The sequence below is a fragment of the Mycobacterium sp. genome (assembly GCF_049647605.1).
In the GTDB taxonomy this organism is placed as follows: Bacteria; Actinomycetota; Actinomycetes; order Mycobacteriales; family Mycobacteriaceae; genus Mycobacterium.
Genome location: NZ_JBARXZ010000119.1, coordinates 38,014 through 62,624, shown reverse-complemented (window position 1 = coordinate 62,624; position 24,611 = coordinate 38,014). Strand labels below are relative to the sequence as shown.

Genomic DNA, 24,611 nt, shown 5'->3' with positions numbered 1-24,611 from the left:
GCGCCCTTTCGCAGCTATTGGCATTATCATTAGCCCATGAGCACTGACAACACCCTGCGGTCGGCGCAGCCAGCGGTTGACGACATTTTCAGTCGCGTGAACGCGGGAAGGGCCTCGGAGCTGATTGTTGATCAGATTCGCTTACTCATCCGTGATGGCTCGTTGCGTCCCGGCGACCGCCTACCCGCCGAACGCGACCTGGGTGAAAAGTTCGGAGTCAGCCGAGTGACGGTCCGCGAGGCCCTCCGCGGGCTCGAAGCCAATGGAATGGTGGCAATCAAGGTAGGAGCCCGCGGCGGCGCTTTTGTGACCGCCCCGACCAGCGCGCGCGTCGGCGAAGGCATCGTCGACCTGATGACCATGTCGGACGTCACAGCCCAGGAGGTGACCGAAGCACGCCAGGTCTTCGAGCTGGGCATCATCCCCATCGTGTGCCATCGCGCGACCCAACAGGACATCGATGACCTCCTGGAGATCTGCGACCGTGGCGACGCGGCATTGGCAGACGGTGAATACTCCATGGAGATCTCGGCCGAGTTCCACACTCGAGTAGCGCTTGCCACCCACAACGCCGCGATCTCGTTGCTCGCTGAATCGTTCCACGGACCCACCTTGACCTCCCTTCAGCAGGTCAAGGAAGACCACCCCGAGAAGGGCGTCAAAGGCAATCGCGCACACCGACAGTTCGTCGCCGCAGTTAGCAAGGGTGACGTCGAGAAGGCAACGGCGATCATGCGGACCCACATCGGGCGTACTGCGCGTCAACTCTCCAAAGACTGAGGACCGAACCGACTCTCGGGTTTGCCGGACTGACCGAGAGACCCCCGTTACAGCTTTTCCAGTTCCGGCCAGATTGGGCCTTATGGTGTTACCATAAGGCCCAATGCCATACTATTGCCCAAACTCGTTAGACTGCAACGGTATCGGCTCCTGCTACCCCCCGGATACTTCAACGCTCCACTTGCAACCTGCACCCGTCGGCAAGTCGTCGTGAGCCTGGTCAGCACAACCCTCGGCCTCCAGGCAATACTGTTTCAGATTGCGTGGGTGGGTGCTCGAATCATGCTTGTTTACAGGGCAATCGACGGCGGTGCCAGCCCGCTCATGCTGGGCGTCCTGACATCTGCCTTCGCCCTGCCCGCCCTGTTGACCGCGCCGCTGGTCGGTCAGTTGGCCACCCGCCGCGGCGGCTCGCGTACCTGCTTGGTCGGCTTGTCCATGCTCGCCACTGGCTGCCTGACGTCCGCCGTGACACCCGAGCTCGGCTGGCTGCTGCTCGGCGCCGTTATCGCTGGCATCGGTCACCTGCTGATCTCGGTCGGCCAACAGATCTATGTCGCGCAGAGGAGTGACAGAAACGCCAGCGACGCCGGGTTCGCATCACTGTCAGCCGCCTCGTCCATCGGCCAGGTTATCGGCCCCCTATTGGTGACTCTGGTGGCATCGACACTGCTTTTCGGGTCGGCTCCCAACGTATCCGGCACCAGTGCAGGACTTTTCGTCTGCGCAGCGGTAGCGGGCGCCGCGCTCCCCCTTGGGTTGATACTCGGCCCACACGACGCCGTTCACACTCTTACCCGGGAGCAAATCACCAGCACCGCATCATATCGATCCGTACTGTCCACACCACAGATGAAGCGCGCGTTGCTGGCAGGTACCGCGGTGACGGTGACCCTCGAATTGATGTACACGTTCGTGCCGATCTGGGCCGTGGAACGCGGCATCGACCCAGTGGCTGTGGGTTGGCTACTGGCTTTACGCGCACTGGTCTCGGTCACCAGCCGGTTCGGTATAACTCGGCTGATCGCCCGATTCGGCCGGAAAGTACTGATGCTGACCGCATTGAGTTCCGGGGTCATCGCGCTCGTGGTTCTGCCGATGTCCGACATCACCGGGGGTGTGGTCGCCATGGTGGCGCTCGGGGTCTGCCTGGGCATCCCGCCCCCGTTGACCATGGCGTGGCTCGTTCAGATCACCAAACGTAATCAACACGGGGCGGCACTCGGTATCCGCGTCAGCATGAACCGCCTCGCCCAGGTGAGTATCCCGTTGGCTGTCTCGTCCACTACTGCATCACTTGGGGTAGCCGGCGTTTTCTGGTCGAATGCGGCGCTGCTGACCGCCGCGATCGCCGTGATCGCTCGGTCGGATCCGAATCAGCCACCAGCCGGATCCGCCTGATCACCGATCGGATCCGGCATTAGAAAGCCGTCCCGGAGAATCATCACCGGGACGGCTTGCCGAAGAGCTGACTACCGCCCTCTCAATCCCCCTCAGCGGCAATGAGTTGGTTCAGACGGTCGATGGTCTCCTGGGGAGTGGCGTAGAGGACCTCGATGATCGCCTGCAGTTCGTCACCGTCGATCGGATCCACCACAAGACCAAGTTGTTCGGCCTCAGCGAGATACTCAGGGTCCTCGGTCATCTCGATGAATGACGCGCGCAACGTCCCGATCATGTTGGCAGGAGTGGTCGGCGGAGCGATGAACGGGTTGGCCCAACGGGCAAATTGCGTCGCGAGCGTGACCATATCGGACTTCTCTTGATCGTCAGCGGGTACCAGCTCTGTGAGGTTCGGCGTACCCGCGAAGATCGGGTCTTCGAGCGGGATCACGCCGATGTATGCGATAGGAACCAGGTTGCCGGCTTCGAATTCGGCACGCTGGTCCACCCAGTTCGGCCAACTTGCCCACGCCGCCGCGACCTCGCCGCGCCGGAGACCAAGAAGCCGCTCACCACTGCCGTCGTATCCATACTTCGGATCGAGCTTCCACTCCAGCGCCTCGTTGGCGGCCAAGGTCACCGCGGATGAGTTGTCACCGGCAGTCTGTTGGGCAAGGCCAAAGCTCTGCTCGGTGACCGTGTCGAGGGTCATCCCGGATTCCTTCGACGCCACCAGCACAGCGCCGTAGGTGCCCGGAGAACCTATCCACGCCATTTTGTCGAGCTCGAACCTGACGCCCTGGGCCGCATCGCCGCCACGAAGCTCCGGCAGAGCCGGTGGTCCGCCGCCCAGGATGGTCAGACCGTCACCGGCGGCCTCGAACACCTGGTTGGTGGCCACAGTACCGTCAGCACCGGTGTTGTTGTTCACGATGATTCGTGGATTGCCAGGAAGGAACTTCGACCAGTGGCGCGCGTTCAGTCGCGCCCAGGTGTCACCATTACCGCCCGCTGAATCGGGCACGATGACAGTCATCGTCTTGCCACGCCAACCATCTGCGAGCGATTCGTCGATGATCATCGGAATATTGGTCGGCAGTGATGCATCAGATGTACCGGGCGGCTGATTCGTACCCGATGGCGGGCTACACGACACGAGCAGCATCGCCGAAAAAAGCGCTGCCGCAGCCGTGGTGGCCTTGGCCAAGCACTTGACAGTGGACATTCTCTTGTCTCCTCCTTGCGATCGGAAATGCTGAATCGTTGGTCGAACTGAACCTGCTCACATCGAAAGCAGGAATCCTTGGAAGAAGTTCAGGGACAACAGCAAAGAGAACAGCCCGAAGAGCGCGGCCGAATTGAGTGCCGTTCCGACCACTACGAACCACCAGGGCGCCTTAGCCGCTCTCCACAGATAGAGAGCGGTGTAGACCGGGATGGCGATCGTGAACCCGAGACCCCAGACCATGAAGAAGAACAGGGCGAACCAACACACTCCGGCACCGACGGTCTCCAAGACTTCACGACGGACCTCGTACTGCCGTTGCACCCGGACCCGCGCGGTACGCAGAAGTGTTCCTCCCGAGCCTGTTTCGTAGACGGGGACAGATGGTCCCGATGACCCGGATCCGCCGCTGCCAGAATCAGATTCATTGGTCACGTCCCGATGAACACCCATGAGTGCTGTGACATCACGGAAGACCTGGATGATTCCGATCGCGATGATGAATGCGCAGAGAATCAAGGGAAACCGACTTGCCCGCGACGGCAGACTGCCGTCGAACATCTGGACCATACCGAAGGCCGCAATCGCAACGATGATCAGCGGAAACGCCACCCTCCCGATGCTGGGTTGATGTGTGTCCTCTACTTCGTCGTCGTGACCTGCCATGTCTTCGGCGGCAACTCGACGCTTGCGCATCGAACGCAGCTGCGGCGTGAACACGCCCAGGAGGATCACCAACGCGATGACGATGACTCCGGGATGGGTGAGCCAGCTGTAGCCACCAGACAGCGAGGTCGCCAGATACAGATTGGTCTCCGCGGTATACCCCAGCACCAATCCGAGCAGGAGCGGCGGCACCGGCCAGCCGTAGCGCTCAGCCGCCACTCCGATGGCACCGAAGATCAGGACGAACACGATGTCGAGCCACTGCTGACTGGTGGCGTAGGCACCGACTGCGATGAAGAACAAGAGGAACGGCACCAGAAAGGTGACTCGCACCTTCGTCACAGCGAGCACGTACTTCAAGCACATGATGCACAGCACAAATGCGATTATGTTGGCCGCGATGATGGTCCACACCATGCCGAACGTGACGTCCAAATGCTCCTCGAGCATGCCCGGGCCTGGCGCAATTCCGGTAACAACAAAAGCTGCCAACAAGATCGCCATGCTGGTACTGGCCGGCACACCGAACGCGATCGTCGGCACCAGTTGTGCACCATCGTTGGAGTTGTTGTTGGAGCCGGCCGCGATCACGCCCTCGATCGATCCCTTGCCGAACTCCTCCGGATGCTTGGAGGTCTGCTTGGCGTGGCCGTAGGCAAGGAATTGCGAAGAGCTCCCGCCGATACCCGGGATCAGCCCCACGCCTGCGCCGATGGCGCTGCAGCGAGTGATCAGCCACCAATGCCGGACCGACTCCATGAAGCCCCCGCGCCATCCGCTGTCGACGGTTGCGCCTGGCGAACTGTCCCCGGAGATGGCCGATCGGCGGATCATCATCACCACCACCGTTGGCACTGCGAACAACCCGATGGTGGCGACGACCAGGTCGACGCCGTCGAAGAGATAGGTCTCGCCGAATGTGAACCGCATGGCGCCCGTTCCCGGGTGCTGGCCCACTGTGGAGATCAACATGCCCACGGCCGCCATGATCAGACCCTTGACGACGGCCTTGCCACTGAGCACCACAACGAAGCTGAGCCCGAGGATTGCGAGCATGAAAAACTCAGCGGGGCCAAAACTGAGCACCAGAGGCTCCACCAAGGGTAGCGCGATCAAGAGGAAGAGCGCGCCCAAGATCCCCGCGATCAGGGAGCCTCCGAGTGCGGCGCCAACTGCTCGGCCGGCTTGGCCGGCACGCGCGAGCGGATGTCCGTCGAACACCGTTGCAGCGGCTGACGAGTCGCCAGGAATGCCGAACAAGATCGACGTGACATCACTCGAGGTACCCGCCACTGCTCGCATCGACAGGAGGAACGCCACCGCGGTGATCGGCTCCATCGTGAACACAAACGGCAGCATCAGCGCCATGGCCGTGGTACCGCCGAGTCCGGGCAGGATTCCGACCCAGAAGCCGATGAAGACGCCCAGGAAGATGTATCCGATGGTCGGCCACATGAGTACGGTGCCGAGACTCTGTCCGAATATCGCGAAGTCGTGCAACAAGACTGCGAACTCCTTTTCATCGCGCATCTGATTGCCAAGGAAACGACGCTATGACGCCTCATCCGGGCTCGTCAATTGGTAGGACAATAAAACCGTATGACGTCACATGAATTTAACATTGACTCGGCCCGCCGTCGCAGAGTTCGGCAAAAGAACCATGGCCCAAATCGAGGCCACAAAGGCAGAATTGCCCGAGCACACCGTATTCGTCGTCGTGCGTTTCCGAATGCCGACGACACAGCCTCTAAGTGACGACGGAGCCTATCCGTGAAAGGTTAGGCTCCGCCGGCTCACAACGCTCGCGTCACGCCTTGACGCGAGCGATCTCACCGTCGATCTCGAAGCTCGCACCGAGGCCCGCCTCACGGCTTATGTGTTCGATGTAGCCGATTACTTCGGCACCCTCGGGATCGGACGCAGAAACAGGAACGGGCTCCTTGTTGGAATTGATCCGCACTGGCCGCATCCCGACATCGGAGATCAGACCGTCGCCGAACTCGACCTCGATCATCAGCCCGAAGTTGGCTTCGAGTTTCTGTCGGTACTCCCCTGGGCCGGGCGTTCCGAACTTGCGATAGACCGCCTTGACGCCCTCTTTCCAGGCCACGTCGGGCTTTCGGCCCTCGTTGAAGTCGAGGGCGAAGTTGCCGATGCCGTAGAAGATGACCTTCCCGTTGTAGACCTCTACACCCTTCGGGATGTGCGCATGGTGACCGAGAATCAGGTCCGCGCCGGCATCGATGGCCGCGTGAGCCACGACAGGCTGGTAGTCGGCGATGAGCGCCGGGATATGGTGCACTCCCCAGTGCAGGCTGACGACCACCACATCGACCTTGCGACGCAGTTTCTCGACATCATCCACCAGCGCTTCGAGATCACGGGCAAGCGGCCACGTGAGGATTTCGCATGGCGTCCCGGGCTGATCGTCCTCTACCGGTTCGTAGTGCGTGATCGCCCGCATCGGCGCAACCCCAGTTCGGCCCTCCACCGCGTAATAGCTCTTGGGGGCAACCGAACAGTATCCGAGGAAGCCGATCGTGGTGCCGTTCACTTCGACGATCGCAGGGGTTCTCGCCTCGACGATATCCCGGCCTGCGCCGATGGTCCGACTCCCGTCGGCGCGCATCTTCTCGATGGTCTCGAGCAAGGCGTCCTGGCCCCAGTCCATCGTGTGGTTGCTCGCCATGGAAACGATGTCGAACTTGCCGTCTCGGAAAGCCGGGTAACCCCTGGGGTCGTTCGGCCCGGCACCTCGAAGCCCGGATGAGCCCATGGAGCCGGACTCGGCGTAGGTGCCTTCCGACTGGCAGAATCGCAGATCTGCACTCTGCAGCACGCTGTGCACATGCTGCAGCATCGTTTCAGGTCGATCCCGGAATATTCGAATGTCGCCTACGGCGACAAGTTTTGACACAGTTCCTCCTACAGTTCATTGAGTTCATCTGCAGCTTCTTAAAAGGCCAGTCCATATTACCTTTGGAGACCACAGGCTGCAGCGAAACAAACAACCCGGGCAAAAGCCGACTACGTGACGGCGGCGATCACTTCCGCCGTGGTCCTCACCCTGCAGGCCCGGGGAAAGATCTCCTCCATGAAGAACGAGCGCTGCGGTTCCCGTCCGTGACACCCGTCGCTGGCGACCAGCACCTGGAAGTCCATGTCCCGCGCGGCGTACATCGTCGCCGCGATGCCGACGTGAGTCGATCCACCGACGAGCACGATGGTGTCGACTCCACGCCGCCGTAACGACAGTTCCAGGTGAGTCCCGAAGAACGCCGACCATCGATGTTTCGGGATGTCGTACTCAGAATCTCGCGGTGCGAGCTCCGCAAGAACCGCCAAACCTGGTTCACCACTTCCAACTTTCGGCTTCGTGCGAATCGGGTTGTCCGGGCCGAAGGGTTTGTGGTTGATGTCGACGTCCGAAATCGTCGCCGCGAGATCCGCGCCGTCTTTGCGGTGATCGGCACGCGCAAAGAACACCGGAGCGTCGTGCTGCCGCCAGTGCTCGAGGAGCATCAGGACGTTGGGCAAGGTGCCGGCTGCCTCGATCGGTGCCCGATAGATCTCGAGCATGTCGAATATCACCAGGCCGGTTGTCCTGGCGTCGAACTGGTGGTCAATGTTCGTCATGGCTGCCACGCTTTCCGCTCCCGGTGTCCGCTAACCGCGGGGCTCGCTGGTCCCGAGCACCTCACCATAGGGCAGCCAACCACGATGCCCGCTGTTGCGAACCCGGAAGAGGCAGCCGCCGGTCTCGTCGCGGTAGCCCGAAGACGTGATGTAGAGATCACTGAGATCCGGCCCGCCGAAAGTGATGTTGGTGGGGCGGTCAACCGGGACCGGATGGGTCTCCAGCACCCGGCCTGTCGGGGAGAACACATAGATCATCGGCCCAGGTCCCGCTTCGCGCCATCCGGTGCAGGCGATGATGTTGCCATCAGTGGTCAGCACCATGCCGTCGATTCCCCGGTGCACTCCGTAGACGCCCCGGTCGCGGTTCAGCTTGTCCTGCCCGAAGGTGAACAACGTACGGTAGTCACCGAGAGTGTCATCGTCTCGCAACGGATAGGCACGGAGCTCACGTCGCACTTCGAGGCTGTAGCCACTCTGCGCGACGTACAGCGTCCGTTCGTCCTTGGATAGCAGGATGCCGTTCGGGAAGTCGGTATCGAAGGTCATCCGCTTCAGCGTGTATCCGCCTTCGGCGTCCGGATCCGGGTCGAGCCGCAGCACCGACTGATGGTCGAGTTCGAACTCGTTTGGATCGAGTCCCCGCCCCGCAGAATCGGTGAACCAGATCCGCCCGAACCGGTCGATGGCGAGATCGTTGGGCCGATTGTGCCTCTTGCCGTCGAGCCGATTGGGCAGCATGACGACAGTACCGTCCGGCTTGTACAGCGCGATGCAATGATCGCCGGCGCGACAACCGAAGAAGTTGCCACGCGAGTCGATCATGTTGCCGTTGTTGCGATTCGTGTCAGAGAACTTGACTGTGGTCTCACCCGTCACCGGGTCGTAACGCAGGATGCGGTCCTGGGCGATGTTGCTGAACAACAGCGCGCGTCCGTCCCAGGCCGGCCCCTCGGTGGTTCCACCGACCGGTCCGGCAACGAGCTCGAAATCCCATTCTTTGGCCATACTCAACTCTCCTCGTGTTGGGGTGGGGAACTGCGGAATCGGGACGAAATTCAGTGGGTCAGGAATGGTCCGAGGTCCACAGCGCTTGACAGGTCCGGCAAACCGTCCACGTACGACTCGAGTGATTCGACCTTCTTCGCCGAGAGGTGTTTGCCCGCCAGCATCCGGAACTTCTCCCTGAGATCCGCGTCGGGCAACGGATTCTGCTCTGTCCCAGTGGAGTACCGGACCTCCACCGGAATCTCCCGGCCGCCGACCGTGGTGACCGTCATGCGGACCCCGCCATGGTCGTGGTCGGACAGATAGTTCTGCTGAATCACCGGGTCGATGTCCCCGCTGATCTTGGCTGCCAGCGCCACCACCGCCGGATCGTCGAGATCCATCTTCCAAGTGTCGGGATCACGTAGGTCGTACAGGAACTGGGCGGCGATGAGGAACTGGAGATGCTTCTGACCCTCCATGACAGTCACCGGCCAGGGCATCCTGACGTTCTCGAGGTTCTTGTCCGAAACTCCGACGGCGATCGCGGCGATGTCGGCCGCCTCGATCCCATGCTGATTGCGCAGAATCCGCACCGCATCGAGACTGGTGTGGGCTCCACCCCAGGATGAGTAGGGCTTGGTTTCCCACGTCCGTATCGCAAAGCTCTCGCCGAGCCCCTTGGTGAGCTCCTCGACGTTGGGTTCGGCGCTACCAGTGGAGAAAGCATGGATCAAGCCCAGCGGTTCTTCGAGTGCGGTCGGTGATGCGGTGAGCCCCCGTTGGCTCAGCAGTGCGGCCGTCAGCGCGTTGTGCGCCGGCCAGCCGCCACCCTGAAGACGTTTGACAAAGTATCCATGCGCAGCCTCAGATCCCGCCGCGAAAGTACCTGCCACACCGATCGCCCTGGTGGTCGCGTCGGCACCGAGCCCGAGGATCTTGGCAGCGGCGCTGGTGGCGCCGATCGTGTTTCGGATGGCACTCCCATAGAACCGGGGCCGGATGGATCCCTGGGTCGCACGCGCAACACGATGCGCCACTTCGTAGCCGGCAACCAGCCCGGTGATGAGATCACGACCGGTCGCGTCGGCCTGCTCGGCAGCAGCAAGCGCAGCTGGTACAGTGGCCGCCCCGTTGTGCAGATCCAAAGCTGCACTGCGATCATCCATCTCGATACCGTGCACAGCTGTCCCGTTGGCCATGGCCGCCAACGCGGGCGCCACCTTCTCGCCGGTAGCGATGATCGACGCCTTACCTGCACCACCGGTGGCGCTGGCGTACGCCGCGACGATCTGGGTCCATTCCAGTTGGGAAGAATACAGTGCGACGCCCAATGCATCCCGGATGGCCGTCTGAGCCAACGCAATAACATCCGGCGGCAAGTCCTCGAATCTGAGGTCACTGACGTACTTCGAAAGAGTTGCGGTCTCGTCCAAGATTCTCCTTCATTCGGATGTTTGCGACTTCGCGTGTTGCTACCGTACAGACTGCCGCACAAATGACCAATGGTCAAACCATTGACGGGCCCGAGGCATGAGCGTAGATTCTCGAAAAATTTGTGACGACCCGGAACCACACACTCGAAACAAAAGGAGTCCCAATGAGAATTCGAATCGATCGATGGCAAGCACTGTTGTGTTTCGGCGCAGCCGGAGCTCTTGTTCTCAGCGGCTGTGGCGGCGCGTCGAAGTCAACCGATGACCAGCCGGAAAGCTTCTCCGCCAGTAGGATCGAGATCTTGGTGGGCCAGAGTCCCGGTGGCGGGCATGACACAACGGCGCGCGCCATTGCGGACAATCTGGGCAATCACCTGCCCAACAATCCAACCATCATCGTGCGCAACATGCCGGGCGCGGACGACAAGGTGATGACCAACTATCTCTACAACGACGCCAAGGCGGACGGCAGCTTCCTGGGCGTGATGAATTTCAGTATCCCGACCTATCAACTCCAGGGCGAGGGACCCGATCAGGGCGTACGGTACGACTCTGGGAAGTTCAACTACCTTGGCAGTCCGACGGTGACGACCTATGTTCTGGTGCTGCACAAACGCCTCGGCATCGGGGCCGACAACCTCGACGAACTGGCCACCAAAAAAGTGCGTATGGCCAACGAAACACCGGGTGACGGTCCACACGCAGCGCAGGCCGCCCTGGAACTCGGATTGGGCTGGGACCTCGAACCCATCTTCGGCTACGAAGGCGACTCGCGCACTCTGGCGATCGAGCGTGGGGAGGTCGACGGTGTCATCACCACTTGGGAGAGCCTGGAGCAGCGCGAGGCCGCCGGCATCGAATCCGGCGATCTCATAGCGGTTCTCACGATGGGCGTCGACGGCCCAGCACTCGAAGATCCGCGACTGAAGGACGCCAAACGTGCCGACGAGCTTTTCGCATCCCGGTCCGAAGAAGACCGTCAGATCCTGGCGGTTGTCCAGTCGAAATTCGGCTATGCACGCGCACTTGCCGCACCGCCCAACATGTCTCCGGAAATGGTCGAGCAATTCCGCACGGCGTTCATGGAGATGAACGAGGACCCGGCCTACATCGAACGGGCCGAGGCCAGCTATTTCGTCGTGCCAACCCCGGGCGACGTGGTTCAGGAACGCATCGAGAAGTTCATGGACACCCCCCGGGAGGCCGTTGACGCCCTGGCCGCCAAGATCGCCGAGGAGAGCCCAAACAGGTAGCCACCGATCTCACTTCCGGAACTCCGACGAATCATCCCGAAGGGCAGAGCTGTTGACAGATATCATCCACTTGCTGGGCACATTCGGAGGGAGCCTGGGGCAGGTCTTGGGCTGGCCCACCTTCGCCTATCTGCTGGCCGGACTCGCACTCGGGTTCGTGGTGGGAATCCTCCCCGGTCTGGGGGGCGGCACAACGATGGCGTTGATGCTGCCGTTCACGTTTGCACTGGACCCCTTGACCGCCGTTGTCTTTCTGTTGGCGATGCACTCGACGTGTGCCACCACCGGCGATGTCACCGCGATTCTCTTCGGCGTTCCCGGTGAAGCATCTTCTGCAGCAACCGTTTTCGATGGACACCCGATGGCTCGCATGGGGCAGGCCGGGCGTGCCATCGGCGCTGCGCTCGCCAGCTCGCTCGTCGGTGCCTGGCTGGGTGCCTTCTGTTTGGCACTGTCGATACCGATCATCAGACCGATGGTGCTGAGTTTCGGCCCGCCGGAAATCCTGCTCTTGACCATCCTCGCACTGAGCTGTGTCGCCTCGCTCAGCGGCGGAGCCGTGGTGAAGGGTCTGGTGATGGCGGCGCTCGGGTTGCTGCTGTCCACCATCGGACAGGACGCCGGCACCGCAGAACTGCGGTTCACCTTTGGGGAGACCTATCTGTTCGACGGCCTGGCCATCGTGCCCGTGGTCATCGGACTGTTCGCCGTGCCCGCCATCATCCAGATGATGGCGACCGGACGCCAGGGTGACACCGCAACCGGTGTCGAGGTGGAAGACAGTTGGTGGGAGGGTGTCAAAGACACCTTCCGGCACAAGTGGCTGGTGTTGCGAACGAGCCTCATCGGCATGTACATCGGAGTGATCCCCGGGGTCGGTGGCACCAGCGCGCAGTTCATCGCATACGGCCATGCTCAGCAGACCTCCAAGCACCCCGAGAAATTCGGCCACGGCTCCATCGAAGGGCTGCTGGCGGCGGGTTCGGTGAACAACTCCAAGGAGGGCGGCAGCCTTCTCCCCACTGTCGCCTTCGGAGTGCCCGGCAGCGGCGCGATGACGATCCTCCTGGGCGCACTGCTGATCACGGGAGTTCAGCCCGGACCCGAGATGTTGACCACGAGCCTGAACGTCACGTTTGGGATGGTCTGGGCCATCGTCATCGCCAACCTGATCGTCGTGTTGCTGTGCCTCTTGCTGATCCGGCAGATCGCCGGATTGACCAAGGTCCGGGTTGCTCTGATGGTGCCGATCCTGATGACACTCATCTCGGTCGGCGCGTTCAGCGAGCACTACCAGATGCTCGACGTCGCCACGATGATCGTCTTCGGTCTCATTGCGTACGCGGCGGAACGGCTGCGCTGGCCCGTGGCACCGCTGTTGATCGGGTTGGTGCTGGGTACCCTCGGAGAAACGAATTTCTTCCTCTCCAACTCGATCTACGGCGGGCCGTCCGGGTGGATCGAGCGGCCCATCGTGCTGGTGTTGATCGTCCTGACCATCCTCGGCCTGCTGCTCCCCACGTACGCCAGACGGCGGCAGGCACAACGGGCCGGCGCACCGACACCGGCGAGTGCCATCGAGGAATCTGGACAGCAACGGGCATTCCAGATGTTGTTTGCACTCGGTGCCGGCATGATCGGCGTGATCGCACTGTGGCAGTTGGCCGTTGCCGGTCTGACCAAGCAGGCCACCTCGTTCCCGGCGATCGTCGCGGTGATCCTGGTGGTCCTGGCACTTGTCCAGATAGGTCAGGAGGGTCTGCAGACGGTCAAGGCGCGGCGACGTGTAGTCGAACCGGTGAGTGTCACTGCGGGCGCCGGTTCAACCGATCCGGACTCCGCCTCCAGTATGAGCCGACTTCGCGAGCTCACCGAGCAAGCCGAGTTGGACGAGCAGGTCACTGGGGGAGCCCGGGACACCTGGCGAGCATTCGGGCACGCCGCGATCTTCTTCGTCCTGCTGTGGCTACTCGGGTTCATGGTGGCAGTACCGCTGTTTGCGTTGATCTACCTGCTGTGGGTGGGGCGGGAGAAGCTGTGGATCGCGGCCGTGACCGCAACGAGCACTTGGGCATTCATGTATCTACTGTTCGTCGAGTTCATCCCGATACCGTTGTTCGGCGGCGTGCTGTTCGGCAGCTAGACACACCAGGTCCATCAGCTTCGAAGACGCTCGGCTCCCGGGACCGATCGTGGTCTCCCCGGGGCCGGGCGTTCCCTGGCGCCGAGGATGAAGCAAGTCCCGGCGCTTGCACCTGGCGGTTTGCGCAAGAGCTGGCGTCGGACTTGGCGTCCGAGAAATGGCAGCTGCTGTAGCGGGCAGCCGCCATAGGGATTGTCCGAACGTAACGGTGCTCAGTCGGCGCGATATCCCATCAATGCCACAATCGCAGAAACCGGCCCGATTCAATCGGGCCGGTCTTTCTGCGATTCGGACAGCCGAGCGGGACAGTTGGATTCAGAGGGCTACGGACGACAGAAAATCGACGACGCGAGCTGGCGCCGACTGTGCCGTCTGACGACCGACTGGCATATCCCAGAACTGCGCACTGGGAAGGCACTCACCGAGATAATGAGCGGCGGAGGGCGCGTGCGAATCGTCTGCCCCGGGCACGATCAGCGCGGGCGTCTGCAACGTCAGCAGCTCTTCGGGCTCGGCGCCGGGAACCGTGTCCCTGTCGAACAGCAGACGGGACATCCCGACAACCACACACTGATACACGTCGGCATCCTGGCTGCGGTAGCCGGCGGTGAACCCCGGATCACTCCGAATACTGTTGGCCCACGGGCCGACCCGGCCATCCTCCGAGAAGCTCGACGTACTTCCCTCTACGAGGTCCACCACACCGGCAAGACCGTGCTCGGCGACATAGGCCAGGTGCGCGGTGAACCTCTCGTGTTGCTTCATCCGGTACTTCACACCTCCCGCCGGTGAGTAGAGCACCATCGCGGCCACACGGTCAGGGTGCTCCGCGGTCATCCGGAGCGCGATCGAGCAGCCGACACAACCACCCATGACAAAGGCGCGGCCGATTCCCAGGTGGTTGAGCAGTGCGATGCCCTGACGGGCAAAACCTGACCACGTGAGCCTCTCAAACCGGCCGCCGGAACGACCAGACTCACGTTTGTCAAACGTGATACAGGTGAACCGCGCGCGCAGGCGATCAAGCATCTCGGTTCGGCGATAGACACCGTGAGTGCGCCAATTCTCCCGCACCGCATTGAAACCGCCCGGGGAGAACATCAGTAGCGGTGGCCCGGATCCGGCAACCTCATACCTGGTGGGGATTCCATCCAGGACGACAGTCGCCTGCCCTTGACTCAAGTCGACCAGGTCCGCGGTCACTTTCCCTCGATTCTCATCGTGCGATCCCACCGGCGATCTGTTGTCCCGATCGCACATCGCGTGTGTAGGCGGTGATCGCGTCGTAGGTGATCTGGGCGACGTTGGCGTAGGTGCTGGGCGGATCGTCCAGCCCATCGGCGCTGTATCCGATTGCCGCGGTGACCATTCGCATTCGGCCATCCAGCCACGGACCACCACCGAAGCCACCCACCACAGGTATCGACACCGCCTCTGCAACTACCGGTCCGACGACCGGGCCAGAATTGGTGAAATTAAGCAGTACCGCGCCGGCTTCCTGCAGCCGTTTCGCGTCTGCCACCATCTCGTCGAGCAACTCGTCGGGAACGGTGTCGCCCGCATCCGGCGTCGCGCTGTAGGCGGTACCGTACTTCAGCGATGTCTGTGGAGTGATCCCGAACTGGGCGAACACCGGAATCCCGGCGTTCGCGACGGCAGTGACGGCCTCGAGTTGGTCGACGGCACCGTCGAGTTTGACCATATCGACCCCGGCCTCCTTCACCAGCCTGATCGCGGCCTTCACGGCGCTCTTGGAGCCCTCCTGGAGCGGTCCGTACGGGAAGTCACAGCTCAACAGTGCGTTCTGAACACCCCGACGGACCGCCTGGCAAACCACGATCATCTGTTCCATCGTGATCTCGAACGGGTTGGACTGCCCCCACAGGTTGATGCCCACGGTGTCGCCGACGGACACGATGTCCACTCCCGCCCGGTCGACGATCCGTGCCACCTGGTAGTCCCACGCGACAACACCGACGATCTTGCTTCCCTGCTGTTTCATCTGCTGTAGATCAGTGATGTGAATATCCATGTCCACGTTCTCCTTCAAGCGCGCAAGGCGGTGAGTACCTCGATGACGTCCCGCTCGTCTTGGCTGGTCATGATCACCCGGGCGTGTGGGCGCAGGGCCGACACGGCGCCGCTGGTCTGTGCTCGTTCGCCGATCACCAGTCCCGCCGTCACGATGGCGCGGACGGTGCACGCGGCGCCGATCTGCGCGACCACCCGGGACTCGGCACGTCCGGTCGCCACCATGACGACCACATCCGCGGAGCTCAACTCGTCGCGCAGATCGGCTGGGCTCCCCCGGAGGGTGCACAGCGGAACGCAGTCGCCGACAACGATATCCGGCTGACCGGGCCGTTCGGTGACATAGAAGAACCGGGCACCGCCCCAGCCGTGCCTCGACACCTGTTCGACGATGGAGCGCGAGCCCCGGTCCAGGGCGATGATCCGCGCCCCCTCACGGCCACGGATGGCGTGGTCTATTCGGTGTCGCATCTCCGAAGGCATTGTTGCCCTGGCGCAGCTGCTGCTCGCGCTCGGCAGCGACGTCCGGTTCACACCGAACTCTGCGGCACGCCCGCGCGAACCGTCAGGTCATCTCGACAGGCTTCTACGAACGAGGCCTCCCGTGGCAGGACAACGGCCGCCGACCGTACATGGTGATGCGCAGGATCCACTCCCGGTGGTGTGATGTTCTTGTCGCGCAGCGCCTCTGCTGCGCGACGCAGTTTCTGTCGAGCCTTGATGATCCCCGTGTCGGCAGAGACCAGCATCTCCTTTGTCCGATCGACAATCGGCCCCATGCTCTCCTGTAACGAAGAATCCTGGATGGCAATACCGGCGATACCCGAGTACGTTTCGCCGCGACGCTGCGCATCACGGTCCATCAAATAGTCGTTGTCCTTGTTTCGTACCGGGAGGTAGGTGCCCGGGATGTTATCGCTGTGCACCCCGTGGCCGGCCTTCATCGCCTCCACTTCGGCGACAGTCAGCGCACGGGTGGGGTGATAGTCGAAGGAATAGGTCCAGCAGTTCTCATCGTCGATCGGGATCCAGAAGTGACCGTGCACCGGATGATCGCCGCGCGGCGGGACCATCGTGAAACAGGGCATTACCCAAGGGGTGATCCGCCAGTAGTAGCTGTCTTCTTCGGCATTGCGGCGCGCGCCGACGAACAGGCCACCGTCAGAGTCCGCCACCTCGAAGTACGGCATGAGATCTGCCATGTTGTAGTCGTTGCCCTTGGTGCCCTTGAACAATGGATCGGTCTTCAGTCCACCGGAATGCAGGAATGAGACGTGACTCGAGTCGATCCCACCCTCGAATGCCTGCAGCCAGTTGCATTCCTGCCAGCGCTTCGAGGTGAACGTCCGCTCAGGGGGAACGAGAGCAAACTCGAATTCAGGCAATGGCGGCTGCCGGGCCGGGTCCCCCATGTAAGTCCACAGGACATCCCCGATCTTCACCAACGGATACGAAGTCAACTTGACGTGGGCGCAGAAGTTCGAGTTCTCCGGCTCGGAGGGAATCTCGATCGCTTGTCCGGTGACGTCGTACTTCCAGCCGTGGTAAGGACACCGCAGACCGGCTTCCTCATTGCGGCCGAACCACAGCGATGCACCACGGTGAGCGCAGAACTCGTCGATCAGGCCGTACCGGCCCTCGCTGTCCCGGAATGCGATCATCCGTTCACTGAGCAGTTTCACACGGACCGGGGGCGAGTCGTTCTCCGGAATCTCCTCGGCCAGGATCGCGGGGATCCAGTATTGACGAAACAGCTCCCCCATAGGTGTTCCGGGACCTGTCTGGGTCAAGAGGTCGTTGATTTCTCTTCTCAGCACCGCATACCCTCCAGCCGCCGGCCGCAACGCCAGCTAAACGTAGTACCAAATTATGGTTAGACCATTACTGTAGCCTGCATTGTCAAGCCAGGGGTAGCCGTGGTGCGTACCGACGCCGCGCTGCCTCCACGCGTTGACCGATCGTAGCTGCAACAGCCGGCGACACCGACTCCCCACTCAACAGGTTCCCGACGTGGAGAATTACCTTCTCGGGATCCGCAGAGATCGGAAACCCGTGAAATGCCAACACCGTCGACACTGCCCCGGGAACCGCCAATGCCTGGAAGTAGCGCTCGACGAACGGCTCTGTCAGTTCCTTGTGACGAGGGTGCCAGAACACCCTGACAGCTGCCGAGCGCTCGGCCACCGTCATTCGCCTCGGATCGCAGAGTTCCTGCCACACATGACTTTTAGCCTCAGCAGAAGCGATCGCGGCCCGGCAGCGGGCTAGCGCGGTCTCCGAAACACCACCTCGCTCGCGATACGTGTAGACATCGTCGGCAGTCACCTGCCCCAGCACAGCCAGCCGGGTCAGCGCCCGCCAGCGCGAACTGTCCTCCAGTCGGGGAAGCACCTTCCGCAGCGGGGTCACATCGGCGGTATCGAGCCAGTACCTTCCTGCAATCGACTGGATGTCAGCAGCTTTCGACGGACTTGTCATGATCCGCCCCAGCACGCCGGCCAACGTTTGCTCGCCCGGCTGCCCGCAATACGGCAACAGTTCACGCGCCACCCAGCCCGCCGTGACATCAAGAACAGCTGCGTCGTCCTCGGACTCCAACAACACCGCCGATATGTCGAGTGCCAGCTCCGGACAGACCTCCTGTCCCGCGACCGCACACTGGAGCGCGGTCCAGAACACGTGTCTCGCCCGACTCGCGAGTGCCGAACCGCCCGCAGCCAGGATTCGCCACTGCTCGTCGGAGAAGCGCATGCGCCACCAACCGTCAGCCCGCTCCGCCACGAACAGCGCCGCCGCGGCCAAGTCGGCGGCCTCACCCGCGGCTCCGGCCCGCCACCCGGTCAGCGTCATTGCCGACAATTCCTGGGGCGCTGGTTGATTGAGCACCCGGAAACGGCCTGATTCGACCACCGCTTCCCCGACTCCAGTGCTGTCGAGCCAGTCCGCACACCACCGGTTTAGGCCCAACGCGCCGGCCTGCCGGAAAGCGGAAATCAACTCTGGCACACCCGCCCGGCCGTCCGCATGCGCAGCAAGGAACCCACGCAAGCCGGCCAACAGCGTCCGCTCGCCCAGCCTGTGCCCGAGCGCGGTGACGGCCGCGGCACCCTTGACGTACGCCAACCGGGTGGGGAGCGCATTCTCGTGCTGCAGGCTTCCTGCACCGAGAAGGGCTACCGCAAATCCATCGGGTTGTCGCCGCAATCTCGTCAGCTTCGGCGCGACGGTGCCTGGCATTCCGGCCGTCACTCTCTGCGAGAAGTACTCCGAAAGTGCCTCGAAAATCCACACATCGGATGTCCGGAGGGGTGTCACCAGGTGGCCGAACCACAGATGTGCCAGTTCGTGGACAAGGATTCCCCGCCAGTCGGCGTTATCTGCATCATCGGGGAGCAGCCGTTCGTCCAGCTGCATACAACCCGGAAATTCCATGGCTGCGCGGACCACATTCGGCAGGTACACCACGTCACACTGAGGAAGCGGAGATGAAGTACCGAGCAACCGACTCAACTCGGCCAGCGCCGACGATGCCACCGTGATCAACTGCGGCCCCAGTCGATCCAGGCGATCGGCGGCTGAAGCCCGCACGTGGAAGGACAATGCCGGTTCGAGACCCGCAGCGGAAAAAGTGTGGAAGGGTCCCGCCGCGAAGGCCGCCAGATGCGCCGCCAGCGGCCGATTCGACTGCGACCGCCAGTGACCGCGCGCCACCTGTTCCGATCCGCCCGAGATCACCACAGTCCAGTCGCCCGGACATCGGACCTCGAGCCGGATGGCGGACTTGTCGGTGCCGTCACCGAATCGGGCGAGCCAGGTCGGTGCACCGAGATGATCGGCTCCTGCCGCGACGTAACGTCTGCCGTCCGCAGGGTCGATCTTGTTGTACAGCACGTCCTGGACCACTTCACCGGTGACCACCAACGTGTGAGACTGCTGCGACCCGCACGCCAATGTGATCCGCTCCGAGACCGCACCGATGTCCACCCCGTCGAGACGGGCGATGGGCTGCTGCAGCCCGGTCAGGTCCATCGCCACCTCTGATGAGTACGACGAGAACTGCATAGTCGTGGTGGAATACACGCTGCCGTCGGAACGGATGTCCGCGACGACAGCGTGCTGGCGTATCCGCACTGTCATGGACGAGAATTCACGAGAACAACAATGACTTGATGACCACCGGGACAACGCCGGGCGGGTCCAGACGTTCTCCGATGTCGACAAAATCCAGCGGTTTCAGCTCGATTCCGTCGAGTGACACCAGCGGACGCCTCAGACCGAGATCAACCTGGAGGATTCGCCCGAGGGTCTGGCCGATATCGCCGTCGTTGACCAGTACCAGCGGCACATCGCTCTCGGGATCCAGCGCACCGACGACACCCTCGGCCATCGCGAGGAGGCGGTCATAGCTGGGTAGGCCCGACCAACCAAAAGCGAGGGCCACCGGACCTTCGATGTCGTGTTCGTGCAGTTGCGCCTCAGCCTGGATGCCACGGCTTATCACGCCAGGATCGATGTCCCCTGTCCCCGTATCTCCCAGATGCACGACTGGGATGTTCTGGAAGGGAAGCACTTCAGGGTCGGTCAGCAGTATCGTCTTCCCACTGACCTGGACAGTGAATTGCGAGGCACCTATCACCGTGGCCCGGATGCGCTGGCCGACCTCTACCGAGGGTACGGTGACACGATTGCGGAGTTGGCTGACGATCTCGGCTGCGAGTTCCAGCGAAATGTCTCCGTAGTAGCCCTTCTCACGACCGAACACATACTCGGAAACACCCCCCGAGAAGCTGATGTAGGCCGGTTGCGCAGACCGGGTGAGGGTCTCGGTGAGTTCGAGTTGTCGGCCCAGTGGGTCCAGTTCGGTGCCGACGATCTGGTCGACCACGAGTTCAGCCAGCCTGCGCGCGATCGTGGCTCGCGTCTCCGGCCGCGACAGGCTCTCCGGCGTGGTGGCGATCCCGAGTTCCTCGGCCACCACCACTGCCGAATCATCAACGCGTGTCCACAGTCCAGTCGAATCCTGGGCCAGCAGACGGCCGCCCACCGCAAAGGCGGCGACGTCCCGGATCTCACCGTTGTCGATCAGGGCCAGTTTTGTGGTTCCACCACCGATGTCGACGTGGAGTCCGACCGCGTGTCGCTTCGCCGACAACGCGACTGCCCCGGATCCGTGAGCCGCCAGGATGGACTCGAGACGATGGCCCGCGGTGGCGCACACGAAACGTCCGGACTGGCTGGCGAAGATCTCGTCGATCGCTCGCGCATTGGACCGCTTGATCGCCTCTCCGGTGAGGATCACCGCCCCGCTGTCGACGTCATCACGAGTGATCCCCGCCGAGTGGTAGGCGTCGTGCACAAAATGCGAGAGCGCATGCGCATCGATCGAACCATCGCTGAGGAACGGTGTGAGCAGAATCGGTGAAGCCCACACGACCTGTCGGTCGATCACCACGAACCGACTCGACAGATCGTGCGTCTGGCGCTGCAGGACGACGCGCGCAAACAGCAGGTGCGACGTCGAGCTCCCGATATCAATGCCAACCGTGAGTAGTTCGAGGGTGTCCTGCTCGACGATCGCTCTGGCGATGACTTCACGCTCGGCCTGGGTCAACCCGACTTCGTGCTCGTGATCGAAATCATCGTCGTGCATCCGGTCAGACCGCCGGCCCGACCGAGGCCGGCGTGTAGATCACGCCGGTCAACCTGTCGTCAGGAAGTGCCATGACGGCTGCCTCGTCGAAGACATCCCCCATCTCCGACGGGAGACCCACCGTTGTCATCTCCTCGAGGAATTTGCGGTGCACCCGAGGGTCCTGCTCGTCGTACTCGATCTGCCGACCGCCTTTGGACACCGAGACGGCTCCATTGCCCTCAGCGCTTTTACGCCTCAGGTCGATGAATGGATACTTGCGTGAACCCAGGCTGCACGCGACGTAGCGGGCCGGTGTCGGTCCGGTGTTGAAGTGCTGGTGGAACATCCAGAACGGCGGGGCGTACACGATCCCGTGGCGCCACGGCACCTCGACGAACTCCGAATCGCCTTCGTACCAGAGGAGCGTGTAGCCGACACCGTCCACGGCGTGCACGTGCGTCCCCGCGGCGTGGCGGTGGCCCTTCTTGTACCGGCCGGCGGGAATCTGCGACACGTGTGAGTGCATGGTTCCGTCCGCCAGAACGAAGTTGACGTTCATCGAACCTTTGCCGCGACCTTCGAACGAATACAGCTTGAAGCTGGTGAGATCGTTGACGAAGTTGGTCTCCCATAGATTCTGGACCTTCACGGAGTCCTTGTTGAAGACCGAATGCTCCCCTTCACCATCGAAGTGCTTTGGGTCGACGATCCTCTCGGGGAAGGCGAACCCGTTGTCGAACACGAAGTCGATGTTGTGGAACAGGTTGATCACTAGCGGCGCGTTGTTGGTGCATGACAGCCGCACCGCCTCACTACCCGATCCGTTGAAGATCTGGTACCGACAGTTGAGCGGTATGGCAAACAGTGCCTTCGGCCCGAATTCGAAAGTCCTGGTACTGCCGTCGGGCATCCATACGACTGTAGAACCGTGCCCCGCCAGGACATAGAAAAAGGCCTCGTATAGGTGGCTCACCGGCCGCGTTTCGCGCCCGGGCTTGACCTCGAGCACATAGTTGGTGATGAAATCGCCACGCCCGATCAAGTGGGCAAAACACCCATGTGCTCCGTACCGGTCCCAGGGCGCAGTCTCCAACGCCAGGAGATCGAGACCGAAGTCGCTGTGAATGGGAATGCCCTCGGCGTTCGCCCAGTCCAGATACGGGTCGAGCAAGTATTTGCTGTCGCTACCCTCGGCCGGCTTGGTAGTGACCATCATTACCTCCTTGTATGGCTGGTCGAGCATTGACCATTCCGCGGGACTCCGTAGAGCGGGACCGGGCGGACTGTTCACCCCATCTGCGGAAGGTGCTGTTGGCAAATCCGAACTGGTCGATCACTTTCCCACAAGTCTGGCTCAACAGATCGCTGATCGACTCGGGCTGATGGTAGAAGGCCATCACCGGAGGAAGGATTGTCCCGCCGGCCAGCGTCACCGTCCGCATGTTCTCGATGTGGATCAGGTTGAGCGGGGTTTCCCGTGCCACCAGCACCAGCCGACGCCGCTCTTTCAACGTGACATCTGCAGCCCGGGCCACGAGATTGTCGGAGTTTCCGGTCGCGACAGCCGCCAACGTCCGCATTGAGCACGGGATGATGACCATCCCGACCGTATGGAACGAACCGGATGAGATGGCAGCGCCCAGATCACGGGGGTCGTATACGACGTCGCCGAGCGCTGCCACCTCGTCAGGGTCGCGCCGCAGTTCCAACTCGATACTGCGACGCGCTCCTTCCGACATGACGACATGGGTCTCGAAAGACTGTAGTTCCCGGGCCAATTCGAGAAACCGGACTGCCAGTTGTGGCGCACTCGATCCGGACACTCCGACCACCAGCCGTGATCGGTCTCCGTCGGGCTGCGTCATCGGTACAGGTGCGGGTACTTGGCGCGCACCTCGGCCGCGAGTTCGCGTGACGTCTGGGCGACCTTCGGGAAGGTATCCCGCCGCTCGTACGGGATACAGGCGTCGATCACCATGCGCGAGTTGTAGAGCCGGTCGTAGTCGGTGACCATGGTGTCCAACCGAGAGGACCAGTTACGGTCCAGCATCGTGGTCATGGTCTTCGGGTCACAACGAGTTCCCATGGCCCAGATGACATCGTGGATGTCGGTCGGGTCGATGTCGTCGTCGACCACAACGATCCACCGTCCGACATAACCGACTGGATTCACCTGTGAGGCTATGAGACCCACCTGGTTGGCATGTCCGAAGTAGCGTTGTTTCACCGAGACCACCACAAACGTGCGTCCCGACCCCGCCTGATGCGTCCACGCACCGACCACATCGGGCACGCCTGCGCCCTCCAGGGAGTCCAGCAGTGCAGCCGACCGCAGGAAGCAACGCTCGAAGAGATGTGCGTGTGGCGGTTTCTGGCTTGCGGCGCAGGTGAGGATCGGGTTGTTGCGGTGGTACACCCGCTTGATCTTGATGATCGGCTCAGTGCGGACCTCACCCGCGTAATACCCGTGCCACTCACCGAAGGGCCCCTCTTCCACTTCCTCGGGGATGATTTCCCCTTCCAGCACGATCTCGGACGCGGCAGGGATCGGCAGCCCGGTCACTTCGCCTTCGATGACTTCCATCGGCCGGCCCAACAGCCCGCCGCACCACTCGAGTTCCGGCACGTTCTCGGCCATCGTGTAACCCGAGGCCAGATAGGTGATGGGGTCACAACCGACCACTATCACGACGGGACATGGCTTGCCGTTCTCCAGGTACTTGTCGCGCTGGATGCGTCCCTGCTTGCCGTTCGAGATGTATGAAGCGCAGATGTCCTTACCCTTCACCTGCACCCGATACGTCCCCATGTTGACGCGTCCGGAATCGGGATCGCGGGTGATCACGCTGCACGCCGTTCCGATGTAGCGGCCGCCGTCGAGTTCGTGGTGAATCGGCACCGGGAAGAGCTTCTCGAGATCGATATCGTCTCCTTCGAGCACGTTCTCCAGCACCGGCCCCTCGGCCACCACCTTGGGCGGGATCCCGTCGAGTCCCCGCTTGATGACCTTGCGGAACTCATTGAGCATCGCCATCCGGTCATCGGCGAGTCCGGGTTCCATACCCAGTGCGAGCGCCAAACGCAGTGGCGATCCGAACATTCCGTACTCGGTCCTGACCTGCTCTGGATAGCCGGGGATGTTGTCGAACACCAGCATAGGGGCCTTCTCGACCTTCTGCCGGTAGAGAACCTCTGTGACGGCTCCCATTTCCTTGTCCCAGTGCGCACCCGAGACGACCTCGAGTTCACCGCCCTCCGCCACCGCATCCATGAATGCGCGCAGATCGGTCTGGATGATGTCCCTCGGGTGTTTCGGCATGAAGGTTTGGACTCCTGTCAGCTCAGCGGATCGGCTTGTCGGCCGGACGGGCGATCCGCATCGGATGCGGTATCAGATTGAATTATGGACTATTGGTAAGGCCATTGTAAAGCGTCGTAG

Annotated in this window: 19 protein-coding genes; 4 read left to right on the top strand and 15 right to left on the bottom strand. The window is 62.1% G+C overall.

The window, feature by feature from the left end; translation table 11 throughout:
• Positions 1 to 36: 36 nt before the first annotated feature.
• Both WBB07_RS15395 and WBB07_RS15390 read left to right on the top strand, forming a co-directional pair.
• Positions 37 to 780: a FadR/GntR family transcriptional regulator gene (locus tag WBB07_RS15395; RefSeq protein ID WP_526309147.1), complete on the top strand. Its 744-nt coding sequence runs from the start codon at positions 37 to 39 to the stop codon at positions 778 to 780.
• 210 nt (positions 781 to 990) lie between these two features.
• The gene (locus WBB07_RS15390) at positions 991 to 2,181 is read left to right on the top strand and encodes an MFS transporter (RefSeq protein WP_526309145.1); all 1,191 of its coding nucleotides are present in this window, start codon (positions 991 to 993) and stop codon (positions 2,179 to 2,181) included.
• 82 nt (positions 2,182 to 2,263) lie between these two features.
• Here the strand turns inward: WBB07_RS15390 and WBB07_RS15385 are convergent, their stop codons facing one another.
• From WBB07_RS15385 to WBB07_RS15360, 6 genes are all read right to left on the bottom strand, one after another.
• Positions 2,264 to 3,388 carry a Bug family tripartite tricarboxylate transporter substrate binding protein gene (locus WBB07_RS15385; RefSeq protein ID WP_526309143.1) on the bottom strand — a complete coding sequence of 375 codons (1,125 nt, stop codon included), beginning with the start codon at positions 3,386 to 3,388 and terminating at the stop codon, positions 2,264 to 2,266.
• 57 nt (positions 3,389 to 3,445) lie between these two features.
• Positions 3,446 to 5,557 carry a tripartite tricarboxylate transporter permease gene (locus WBB07_RS15380; protein WP_526309141.1) on the bottom strand — a complete coding sequence of 704 codons (2,112 nt, stop codon included), beginning with the start codon at positions 5,555 to 5,557 and terminating at the stop codon, positions 3,446 to 3,448.
• 304 nt (positions 5,558 to 5,861) lie between these two features.
• Positions 5,862 to 6,971, bottom strand: a complete 1,110-nt coding sequence (locus WBB07_RS15375) for a CapA family protein (RefSeq protein WP_526309139.1) — start codon at positions 6,969 to 6,971, stop codon at positions 5,862 to 5,864.
• A 110-nt stretch (positions 6,972 to 7,081) separates the two neighbouring features.
• Positions 7,082 to 7,690 carry a cysteine hydrolase family protein gene (locus tag WBB07_RS15370; protein WP_526309137.1) on the bottom strand — a complete coding sequence of 203 codons (609 nt, stop codon included), beginning with the start codon at positions 7,688 to 7,690 and terminating at the stop codon, positions 7,082 to 7,084.
• A 30-nt stretch (positions 7,691 to 7,720) separates the two neighbouring features.
• Positions 7,721 to 8,698, bottom strand: coding sequence for an SMP-30/gluconolactonase/LRE family protein (locus WBB07_RS15365; protein ID WP_526309135.1), 978 nt, complete (start codon positions 8,696 to 8,698; stop codon positions 7,721 to 7,723).
• Positions 8,699 to 8,748: 50 nt separating this feature from the next.
• Positions 8,749 to 10,113 (bottom strand): MmgE/PrpD family protein, encoded by a 1,365-nt coding sequence (locus WBB07_RS15360; RefSeq protein WP_526309133.1) that lies wholly within the window; start codon positions 10,111 to 10,113, stop codon positions 8,749 to 8,751.
• 164 nt (positions 10,114 to 10,277) lie between these two features.
• Between WBB07_RS15360 and WBB07_RS15355 the strand changes: the two genes are divergently transcribed.
• Together WBB07_RS15355 and WBB07_RS15350 are read left to right on the top strand one after the other, a co-directional pair.
• Positions 10,278 to 11,366, top strand: coding sequence for a Bug family tripartite tricarboxylate transporter substrate binding protein (locus WBB07_RS15355; RefSeq protein WP_526309131.1), 1,089 nt, complete (start codon positions 10,278 to 10,280; stop codon positions 11,364 to 11,366).
• Positions 11,367 to 11,418: 52 nt separating this feature from the next.
• Entirely contained in the window at positions 11,419 to 13,509 is a 2,091-nt protein-coding gene (locus WBB07_RS15350) for a tripartite tricarboxylate transporter permease (protein WP_526309129.1), read from the top strand.
• Positions 13,510 to 13,824: 315 nt separating this feature from the next.
• Here WBB07_RS15350 and WBB07_RS15345 read toward each other — a convergent pair whose 3' ends face one another.
• The 9 genes from WBB07_RS15345 to WBB07_RS15305 all read right to left on the bottom strand — a co-directional run bounded on the left by WBB07_RS15345 (position 13,825) and on the right by WBB07_RS15305 (position 24,491).
• The gene (locus tag WBB07_RS15345) at positions 13,825 to 14,712 is read right to left on the bottom strand and encodes an alpha/beta fold hydrolase (protein ID WP_526309127.1); all 888 of its coding nucleotides are present in this window, start codon (positions 14,710 to 14,712) and stop codon (positions 13,825 to 13,827) included.
• Between the two features lie 13 nt (positions 14,713 to 14,725).
• On the bottom strand, positions 14,726 to 15,541 hold the full coding sequence (locus WBB07_RS15340; RefSeq protein WP_526309125.1) for a 3-methyl-2-oxobutanoate hydroxymethyltransferase: 816 nt from the start codon (positions 15,539 to 15,541) through the stop codon (positions 14,726 to 14,728).
• 14 nt (positions 15,542 to 15,555) lie between these two features.
• Positions 15,556 to 16,011 carry a 3-methyl-2-oxobutanoate hydroxymethyltransferase gene (locus tag WBB07_RS15335; RefSeq protein ID WP_526309123.1) on the bottom strand — a complete coding sequence of 152 codons (456 nt, stop codon included), beginning with the start codon at positions 16,009 to 16,011 and terminating at the stop codon, positions 15,556 to 15,558.
• Positions 16,012 to 16,070: 59 nt separating this feature from the next.
• Complete coding sequence (locus tag WBB07_RS15330; RefSeq protein WP_526309121.1) at positions 16,071 to 17,303, bottom strand: Rieske 2Fe-2S domain-containing protein; 1,233 nt, start codon at positions 17,301 to 17,303, stop codon at positions 16,071 to 16,073.
• Positions 17,304 to 17,439: 136 nt separating this feature from the next.
• Positions 17,440 to 19,677: a M1 family aminopeptidase gene (locus WBB07_RS15325; protein ID WP_526309119.1), complete on the bottom strand. Its 2,238-nt coding sequence runs from the start codon at positions 19,675 to 19,677 to the stop codon at positions 17,440 to 17,442.
• A 10-nt stretch (positions 19,678 to 19,687) separates the two neighbouring features.
• Entirely contained in the window at positions 19,688 to 21,190 is a 1,503-nt protein-coding gene (locus WBB07_RS15320; RefSeq protein WP_526309117.1) for an ethanolamine ammonia-lyase reactivating factor EutA, read from the bottom strand.
• Positions 21,191 to 21,194: 4 nt separating this feature from the next.
• Entirely contained in the window at positions 21,195 to 22,385 is a 1,191-nt protein-coding gene (locus WBB07_RS15315; protein WP_526309115.1) for a cupin domain-containing protein, read from the bottom strand.
• A complete protein-coding gene (locus WBB07_RS15310; RefSeq protein WP_526309113.1) occupies positions 22,357 to 23,037 on the bottom strand; it encodes a UbiX family flavin prenyltransferase in 681 nt (226 codons plus the stop codon). Before WBB07_RS15310 ends, WBB07_RS15315 begins: the two co-directional genes overlap by 29 nt.
• A complete protein-coding gene (locus tag WBB07_RS15305) occupies positions 23,034 to 24,491 on the bottom strand; it encodes a UbiD family decarboxylase (RefSeq protein WP_526309111.1) in 1,458 nt (485 codons plus the stop codon). Before WBB07_RS15305 ends, WBB07_RS15310 begins: the two co-directional genes overlap by 4 nt.
• Between the last annotated feature and the right edge of the window lie 120 nt (positions 24,492 to 24,611).